This is a genomic window from Clostridioides sp. ES-S-0190-01, from assembly GCF_020658275.1.
Taxonomy (GTDB): domain Bacteria; phylum Bacillota; class Clostridia; order Peptostreptococcales; family Peptostreptococcaceae; genus Clostridioides.
Genome location: NZ_JACVWA010000036.1, coordinates 1 through 680, shown reverse-complemented (window position 1 = coordinate 680; position 680 = coordinate 1). Strand labels below are relative to the sequence as shown.

Genomic DNA, 680 nt, shown 5'->3' with positions numbered 1-680 from the left:
AAAAACACCTACAAGTAAATATTTTGTTAGTATATGTTGTGAAGTTGACATAAAACAATTAGAAGAATCTAATAAGTATATTGGCATAGATTTAGGCTTAAAAGATTTTGCAATATGTTCTAATGGAAACGTATTTGATAATCCTAAATGGTTAAGAAAAGCCAACTATAGATTGAAGTTGGAACAAAGAAGATTATCAAAAATGAAGAAGTTCAGTAATAATTGGAATAAACAAAAAAATAAAGTAGCTAAGATACATGAAAGAATAGCTAATCAAAGAAAAGATTACTTACATCAAATATCAACTAAGCTAATTAGAGAAAATCAAATAATTTGTTTAGAAGATTTAAAAGTAAGTAATATGATTAAGAATCATAAATTAGCAAGTGCAATAAGTGAAGTTAGTTGGTATGAATTTAGGAAGTTGCTTGAGTATAAAGCTATTTGGTATGGAAGATTAATTTCTATAATAGGAAATACATATCCATCCAGTCAGTTATGTAGTGTATGTGGTCATAGGAATAAAGATGTAAAAAACTTATCACTCAGAAAGTGGATTTGCCCAGACTGTAATACACAACATGACAGGGATATAAATGCAAGTATAAATATACTAAAAGAAGGATTAAGATTAGTGGGGATGGAACAGCCCTTAGAGCCTATGAATGCTTAGTACAAAA

The 680-nt window shown here is 28.1% G+C and carries 1 protein-coding gene; it reads left to right on the top strand.

The features are described from left to right. Window positions 1-673 (top strand): transposase (locus IC214_RS21195; RefSeq protein WP_227825477.1); only part of this gene is annotated, 673 nt, incomplete at its 5' end. Window positions 674-680 lie beyond the last annotated feature (7 nt).